Source organism: Actinomadura sp. 7K507, assembly GCF_004348425.1.
Taxonomy (GTDB): Bacteria; Actinomycetota; Actinomycetes; order Streptosporangiales; family Streptosporangiaceae; genus Spirillospora.
Genome location: NZ_SMKK01000101.1, coordinates 24,509 through 30,874, shown reverse-complemented (window position 1 = coordinate 30,874; position 6,366 = coordinate 24,509). Strand labels below are relative to the sequence as shown.

At 68.3% G+C, this 6,366-nt stretch carries 10 protein-coding genes; 2 read left to right on the top strand and 8 right to left on the bottom strand.

Annotated elements, in window-relative coordinates:
- Positions 1 to 507: hypothetical protein (locus tag E1285_RS45715; protein WP_165966711.1), on the top strand; the 507-nt coding region annotated here is incomplete at its 5' end.
- Positions 508 to 581: 74 nt separating this feature from the next.
- Here E1285_RS45715 and truA read toward each other — a convergent pair.
- From truA to infA, 8 genes are all read right to left on the bottom strand, one after another.
- A complete protein-coding gene (truA, locus tag E1285_RS23005) occupies positions 582 to 1,490 on the bottom strand; it encodes a tRNA pseudouridine(38-40) synthase TruA (RefSeq protein ID WP_207946743.1) in 909 nt (302 codons plus the stop codon).
- Between the two features lie 220 nt (positions 1,491 to 1,710).
- Entirely contained in the window at positions 1,711 to 2,214 is a 504-nt protein-coding gene (rplQ, locus tag E1285_RS23000) for a 50S ribosomal protein L17 (protein WP_132155358.1), read from the bottom strand.
- A gap of 109 nt (positions 2,215 to 2,323) precedes the next feature.
- On the bottom strand, positions 2,324 to 3,337 hold the full coding sequence (locus E1285_RS22995) for a DNA-directed RNA polymerase subunit alpha (RefSeq protein ID WP_132155356.1): 1,014 nt from the start codon (positions 3,335 to 3,337) through the stop codon (positions 2,324 to 2,326).
- A gap of 104 nt (positions 3,338 to 3,441) precedes the next feature.
- Entirely contained in the window at positions 3,442 to 4,068 is a 627-nt protein-coding gene (gene rpsD / locus E1285_RS22990; RefSeq protein ID WP_132155354.1) for a 30S ribosomal protein S4, read from the bottom strand.
- Positions 4,069 to 4,088: 20 nt separating this feature from the next.
- On the bottom strand, positions 4,089 to 4,490 hold the full coding sequence (gene rpsK / locus E1285_RS22985; protein ID WP_132155352.1) for a 30S ribosomal protein S11: 402 nt from the start codon (positions 4,488 to 4,490) through the stop codon (positions 4,089 to 4,091).
- Positions 4,491 to 4,551: 61 nt separating this feature from the next.
- Entirely contained in the window at positions 4,552 to 4,932 is a 381-nt protein-coding gene (gene rpsM / locus E1285_RS22980) for a 30S ribosomal protein S13 (RefSeq protein ID WP_132155350.1), read from the bottom strand.
- 201 nt (positions 4,933 to 5,133) lie between these two features.
- Positions 5,134 to 5,247: a 50S ribosomal protein L36 gene (gene rpmJ, locus E1285_RS22975; RefSeq protein ID WP_131876382.1), complete on the bottom strand. Its 114-nt coding sequence runs from the start codon at positions 5,245 to 5,247 to the stop codon at positions 5,134 to 5,136.
- Between the two features lie 71 nt (positions 5,248 to 5,318).
- The gene (gene infA, locus E1285_RS22970) at positions 5,319 to 5,540 is read right to left on the bottom strand and encodes a translation initiation factor IF-1 (RefSeq protein WP_103564366.1); all 222 of its coding nucleotides are present in this window, start codon (positions 5,538 to 5,540) and stop codon (positions 5,319 to 5,321) included.
- 263 nt (positions 5,541 to 5,803) lie between these two features.
- Between infA and E1285_RS22965 the strand changes: the two genes are divergently transcribed.
- On the top strand, positions 5,804 to 6,361 hold the full coding sequence (locus tag E1285_RS22965) for a hypothetical protein (protein WP_132155348.1): 558 nt from the start codon (positions 5,804 to 5,806) through the stop codon (positions 6,359 to 6,361).
- Positions 6,362 to 6,366: the final 5 nt, after the last annotated feature.

Below are 6,366 nucleotides of genomic sequence, written 5' to 3'. Positions count from 1 at the left end.
AACGAGAGGAGCGACCCGAAGCCGATCGCGTTCCGCGAAGTGTTCCCCACCGAGGCCATCAACCTCGGCGGCCGCACCTTCACCCGCGACCGCTGGTCACTCAACCGCGACCCGTCGTACGCGGCCAGAGGTTCGATGCTCCAGGCGCTGCGGCAGGAGAAGTGCCGCAAGATCGTCCGTGCCACGTTCATCCACCGGGCCAGCTCGCTGGCCGTCACGTCCGGGCTCGCGGTCATGCCGACGAAGGACGCCGCGCTCAAGGTGAGCCAGGCCGGGGACCCCGCCAGGTACGAGTGGTTCCGCGGCATGGGCGGCAAGCACACCCCGAACCTCGACCGGGCCGGCGGGTACGCCGCCGTCACGGTCCAAGGCCGGTACGTCGCCTACGCCTACGTCCAGTGGGCGAACGGCAAGCAGGCCCAGCCCGGCGACCCCGTGATCAAGCAGGCGGCCCAGCAGTTCCTGGACTACGACCTCCGCCCGGTCAAGGCCCGCGCGAAGAACTGACCCACCACCCGCACCACGTTGATCCGCGGCGCGCCGTCCCGATGGAGCGCTCCATCATGACGGCGCGCCGCGAGTCAACGGGCTTCACCACCCTGGGAAGGCTCCTGCCGGGACGGTTCGGCGGGCGCCTCCGCGACGGCCGCGGCCGCCGCGGCGGCGTTGAGCGTACGGACGCGGCGGGTCTCCTGGGCGCGCTTGGCCAGACTCTCGGCGCCGGGATAGCGGATCTCCTCCAGCGACAGGCCGTGGGCCGGCGCCACGTTCACACCGGAGTCGCGGACGCGCGCGGCGAGCACCTGCGCGGGCCATTCGACCTCGCGCCGCCCGTCCCCGACCATCAGCAGCGCCCCGACGAGCGCGCGGACCATCGAATGGCAGAACGCGTCCGCCTCCACGGTCGCGAGGGCCAGGTGCGGATCGCGGTCGTCGCGGGCCCACTCGTAGCGCTGCAGCTCCCGGATCGTCGTCGCGCCCTCCCGCTTGCGGCAGTACGCGGCGAAGTCCTGCTCGCCCAGCAGCAGCCGCCCGGCCTCGTTCATCCGGGCCAGGTTCAGCGGACGCGGATGCCACAGCACGTCGTGGCGGCGCAGCGGCTCCACCCCGACGGGGTTGTCGGACACCCGGTACACGTAGCGGCGCGACAGCGCCGAGAAGCGGGCGTCGAACCCCTCCGGGGCCACCGACACGCGCCACACCCGCACATCGGGCGGCAGCAGCCCCGCGAGGCGGCGCGGCATCGTCCCGTTGATCGCCGAGTAGGCCGCGACGGGCACCACCAGATGGGCGACCTGTCCCCGGGCGTGGACGCCGGCGTCCGTGCGGCCGGCGACGGTGAGCATGGGCGGCGGATCCAGACGCAGTATGCGCGCCAGGGCGTCCTCGATGACGCCCTGGACGGTCCGCTGGTTCGGCTGTCTCGCCCAGCCCGCGAAACCCGACCCGTCGTACCCGATATCGAGCCGGAGTCGTACCAGTGCGGTCATGTCAGCCGAGCTGTCCTTCTGCGCCACTGCCGGTGTCCGTTCCCTGCGATGAGCCGATCCGCTCGATCGGTACTCCCCAAACACGCTCCCCAGCGAATCCTCGCCCCCCTGACATGACCATGTGATCAAGTCTGGCAAAGATCAAGGCCCGCCGTCCCGTTTGGAACGGCGGGCCCTAACGAAGATCGAGCAAACGCTCGGCCAGGGTCACATGGGCGGATTACTCCTTGCCGCCCTCGGACTTGCTGTCCTCGGCGCTCTCCGCGGCCTCGGCCTCGGGCTCGGCCTTGCTGAGGGTGACGTCGCCCTCAGCGGGCAGCTCGGCCTCGCTGACCTGCGGCGCGGTCTTGCCGGTGGAGGCCGGCATCGGCTCCTGCACCAGTTCGATGACGGCCATCGGGGCGTTGTCGCCCTTGCGCGGGCCGATCTTGGTGATGCGGGTGTAGCCGCCGGGACGGTTCTCGAAGCTCGGCGCGATCTCGGTGAAGAGCTGGTGCACCACACCCTTGTCGCGGATCGTCCGCGCGACGAGGCGGCGGTTGTGCAGGTCGCCCTTGCGGGCCTTGGTGATCAGCTTCTCCGCCAGCGGACGCACCCGCCGGGCCTTGGCCTCGGTGGTGGTGATCCGGCCGTGCTCGAACAGCGACGTCGCCAGGTTCGCCAGGATCAGCTTCTGGTGCGCCGGGCTGCCGCCGAAGCGGGTGCCCTTGGTGGGCTTGGGCATGGTGCTTCCTTCCTGCGCCGGCCGTACCAGGTACCGGCGTCAGCTGGCTCCGGACGGCCGGGGAACGTGTCCGTGGACACCGGGCCCCGGCCGCCGGAATCGGGTTGTGTCAGTACTGCTCGGTCTCGGCGTAGCTCTGGTCGTCGTCGACGTAGGCGTCCGCGGCCGCGCTCGGGTCGAATCCGGGCGGGGAGTCCTTCAGCGACAGGCCCATGTCGTTGAGCTTCTGCTTGACCTCTTCGATCGACTTGGCGCCGAAATTCCTTATATCGAGAAGGTCCTGCTCGCTGCGGGCGACGAGCTCGCCCACAGAGTGGATGCCCTCGCGCTTGAGGCAGTTGTAGGAGCGGACCGTGAGGTTCAGCTCCTCGATCGGCAGGGCCAGGTCCGCGGCGAGCGCGGCGTCCGTCGGGGACGGGCCCATGTCGATGCCCTCGGCCTCGACGTTGAGCTCCCGGGCGAGGCCGAACAGCTCGACGAGGGTCTTGCCGGCGGAGGCGACCGCGTCGCGCGGCAGCATCGCCTGCTTGGTCTCCACGTCCAGGATGAGGCGGTCGAAGTCGGTGCGCTGCTCGACTCGGGTCGCCTCGACCTTGTAGGTGACCTTCAGCACGGGCGAGTAGATGGAGTCGATCGGGATCCGGCCGATCTCCTGGCCCGGCTGCTTGTTCTGCGCGGCGGAGACGTAGCCGCGGCCGCGCTCGACCGTCAGCTCCATCTCCAGCTTGGCCTTGTTGTTCAGCGTGGCGATGTGCAGGTCCGGGTTGTGGACCTCGACGCCCGCCGGCGGCGCGATGTCGGCCGCGGTCACCTCACCCGGGCCCTGCTTGCGCAGGTACATCACGACGGGCTCGTCGTGCTCGGACGAGACCACCAGCTCCTTGAGGTTCAGGATGATGTCGGTGACATCCTCCTTGACCCCCGGGACGGTGCTGAACTCGTGCAGCACGCCCTCGATGCGGATGCTGGTGACGGCGGCGCCGGGAATCGAGGAGAGCAGGGTGCGGCGGAGCGAGTTGCCGATCGTGTAGCCGAAGCCCGGCTCCAGCGGCTCGATGGTGAACCGCGACCGGTACTCGTCGACCTGCTCTTCGGTGAGAGTTGGACGCTGAGCGATGAGCATGGTGCTGCCTTCTTTCCGCGGTGCCCGCTATTTGACTACCGCGTGTGTCATTGTTCCCCGAACCGCCGGGATCCCACACGGGGACCCCGGCGGCACACGAGCTCTTACTTGGAGTAGAGCTCGACGATCAGCTGCTCCTGGACGGGAGCGTCGATCTGCTGGCGGACCGGCATCGAGTGCACGAGGATCCGCATCTTCTCGCCGTCCACCCCGAGCCACGCCGGGACGGGACGGTCGCCGACCTCGGCCTTGGCGACCTGGAACGGCGTCGACTCCATCGACTTCGGCTTGACGTCGATGATGTCGGCCTCGCTCACCATGGCCGACGGGATGTTGACCTTGCGGCCGTTGACCCGGATGTGGCCGTGGCGGATGAGCTGGCGGGCCATGTCGCGGGACTTGGCGAAGCCCCCGCGGTAGACCACGTTGTCGAGCCGGCGCTCCAGGAGGGTCAGCAGGTTGTCACCCGTCTTGCCCTGCTGGCGGTTCGCCTCGACGTAGTAGTTGTGGAACTGCCGCTCCAGCACGCCGTAGATGCGCCGGGCCTTCTGCTTCTCGCGAAGCTGCAGCAGGTACTCGGTCTCCTTCGGCCGGCCGCGACCGTGCTCACCCGGAGGGTAGGGACGGATCTCGATCGGGCACTTGGGGCCCTCGCACTTGCTGCCCTTGAGGAACAGCTTCATCTTCTCGCGGCGGCAGAGCTTGCAGTCCGCACCGGTGTAACGAGCCATTGTTCTAGATCTCCCCTGCCTCAGACCCTGCGACGCTTGGGCGGGCGGCAGCCGTTGTGCGGAACGGGCGTGACGTCCTGGATCGAGCCCACCTCGAGGCCGGTCGCCTGAAGCGAGCGGATGGCGGTCTCGCGGCCCGAACCCGGGCCCTTGACGAAGACGTCGACCTTGCGCATGCCGTGCTCCATCGCGCGCCGGGCGGAGGCCTCGGCGGCCTGCTGCGCGGCGAACGGGGTGGACTTGCGCGAGCCCTTGAAGCCGACATGACCCGAGGAGGCCCAGGCGATCACGTTGCCGTTGGGGTCGGTGATCGAAACGATCGTGTTGTTGAACGTGCTCTTGATGTGGGCGTGCCCGTGAGCGACGTTCTTCTTCTCTTTGCGGCGCACCTTCTTGGCGCCGACACGGCTCTTAGGAGGCATCTGCTCTCTCTACTCCTGAGGTCATCGATCCGATGACGGTCCCGGTCGGGGACCGTGCGGACTACTTCTTGCCGACCTTCTTCTTGCCGGCCACGGTCTTCTTCTTGCCCTTGCGGGTCCGTGCGTTGGTCTGCGTGCGCTGACCGTGCACGGGGAGCCCGCGGCGATGCCGGACGCCCTGGTAGCACCCGATCTCGATCTTGCGGCGGATGTCCGCCTGGACCTCGCGGCGAAGATCACCCTCGATCTTGTAGTTCGCCTCGATCCAGTCGCGGAGCTTGATGATCTCTTCGTCGCCCATCTGGTGGACGCGCAGGTCGCCGCTGATGCCGGTGCCCTCAAGGGTCTCCAGCGCCCGCGTACGGCCGATGCCGAAGATGTAGGTGAGAGCGACCTCCAGGCGCTTTTCGCGCGGGAGGTCAACGCCGATGAGGCGTGCCATCGTGGGCAGTTCCCTTCATTTCGCGGAGGTATGGACGCATCGCCTCCGCACACACCCTGCCCGGGTGGCGGCCCCGGCCTCCGGCGGTCCGAGGGTGGTCCTCCACACGACGGCGCCGCACGTCCCGATCCCGGGGGATCGCGAAACGTACGGCCACCTGTGTGAAGGCTGCGATGCGCTTGCTGTGGTGCGGGCTGTGCGTCAGCCCTGACGCTGCTTGTGGCGCGGGTCAGAGCAGATCACCATGACCCTGCCGTGCCGGCGGATGACGCGGCACTTGCTGCAGATCTTCTTGACGCTCGGCTTGACCTTCACTGGGTCTCCTAGGGATCAGGGTCACCCCCGCGCCGCCACGCACGGGGAAGGCAACCCCAGTGGGATTGGGTTTACTTGTAGCGGTAGACGATCCGACCGCGCGTGAGGTCGTAGGGGCTCAACTCCACAACGACGCGGTCGTCCGGCAGGATCCGGATGTAGTGCATCCGCATCTTGCCGCTGATGTGGGCGAGTACCTTGTGCCCGTTGTCGAGCTCCACCCGGAACATGGCGTTCGGGAGGGACTCGATGACGGAGCCCTCGATCTCGATGGCCCCTTCTTTCTTGGCCATGTCCTCCGCGCTTCACTGGTCGGGTCATTGGACTCGGCCCGGCTCTCCGAGGAGAATCGGCCACAACCCACCGGCACGACACACGAAGCGTCAGGAACAGGGAATCAGGCGGCCGACGACGGACCGACAAAGGAGTCTACGTCAACCTGTCGCCCAATGCGAAATCAACGCATGATACGGGTAGGGAGACGACTCCCGACCCCAGCATACATCGCCTGCGACGTTGTACCTTTCGGGGAGAGATACGTCCGAGGAGGATCAGCATGCCGAGCTATGACTTCGCGCTGATCCTCAGCCGTCCCCTCTACGAAGACGAGCTGGATCCGCTGTTCGACCGCACGCACGGCGCGGTCACGGTGTCGATCATCAGCGAGCCCGAGCACGCCGAACGTCCGGGGAACGCGTCCTGCTCCTGGCCCGGTCCCACGCTCGCCGTGGCGATCATGGAAGTGACGGAGCATGTCGAGTCCAGCGCCCCCGGCCTGCACATCCTTCGGGTCGAGGCCGACCCGCTGCTGACCATCCGCGACATCTCCGAGCGGGTCGGACGCTCCCTCGACTCGGTCCGGCACGCGATCACCGGCTCCCGCGGCATCAGCGGCTTCCCCTCCTCGGAGATGTCGACCGCCGGCCACCGGCTGTGGCGCTGGTCCAAGGTGGCCGCCTGGTACGGGGTCGACGACCCGCAGCTCATCGAGGCCAGGCCGACCGTCCAGGCGATCAACGGCTGGCTCGCCCTCCGCGACGTGGTCCCCGACGTGGCTCCCGCCCCCGAGGAGGTCACCTCGGCGCTGTCCTTGGTGATTCCGCACGTCGCCTGACGACC

Excerpts from the sequence above, each read along its gene's own strand:
- E1285_RS22995 (WP_132155356.1), bottom strand. The coding sequence starts at position 3,337 with ATGCTCATCGCTCAGCGTCCAACTCTCACCGAAGAGCAGGTCGACGAG.
- rplQ (WP_132155358.1), bottom strand. The coding sequence starts at position 2,214 with ATGCCCAAGCCCACCAAGGGCACCCGCTTCGGCGGCAGCCCGGCGCAC.
- truA (WP_207946743.1), bottom strand. The coding sequence starts at position 1,490 with ATGACCGCACTGGTACGACTCCGGCTCGATATCGGGTACGACGGGTCG.
- rpsK (WP_132155352.1), bottom strand. The coding sequence starts at position 4,490 with ATGCCTCCTAAGAGCCGTGTCGGCGCCAAGAAGGTGCGCCGCAAAGAG.
- E1285_RS22965 (WP_132155348.1), top strand. The coding sequence starts at position 5,804 with ATGCCGAGCTATGACTTCGCGCTGATCCTCAGCCGTCCCCTCTACGAA.
- infA (WP_103564366.1), bottom strand. The coding sequence starts at position 5,540 with ATGGCCAAGAAAGAAGGGGCCATCGAGATCGAGGGCTCCGTCATCGAG.
- rpsM (WP_132155350.1), bottom strand. The coding sequence starts at position 4,932 with ATGGCACGCCTCATCGGCGTTGACCTCCCGCGCGAAAAGCGCCTGGAG.
- rpsD (WP_132155354.1), bottom strand. The coding sequence starts at position 4,068 with ATGGCTCGTTACACCGGTGCGGACTGCAAGCTCTGCCGCCGCGAGAAG.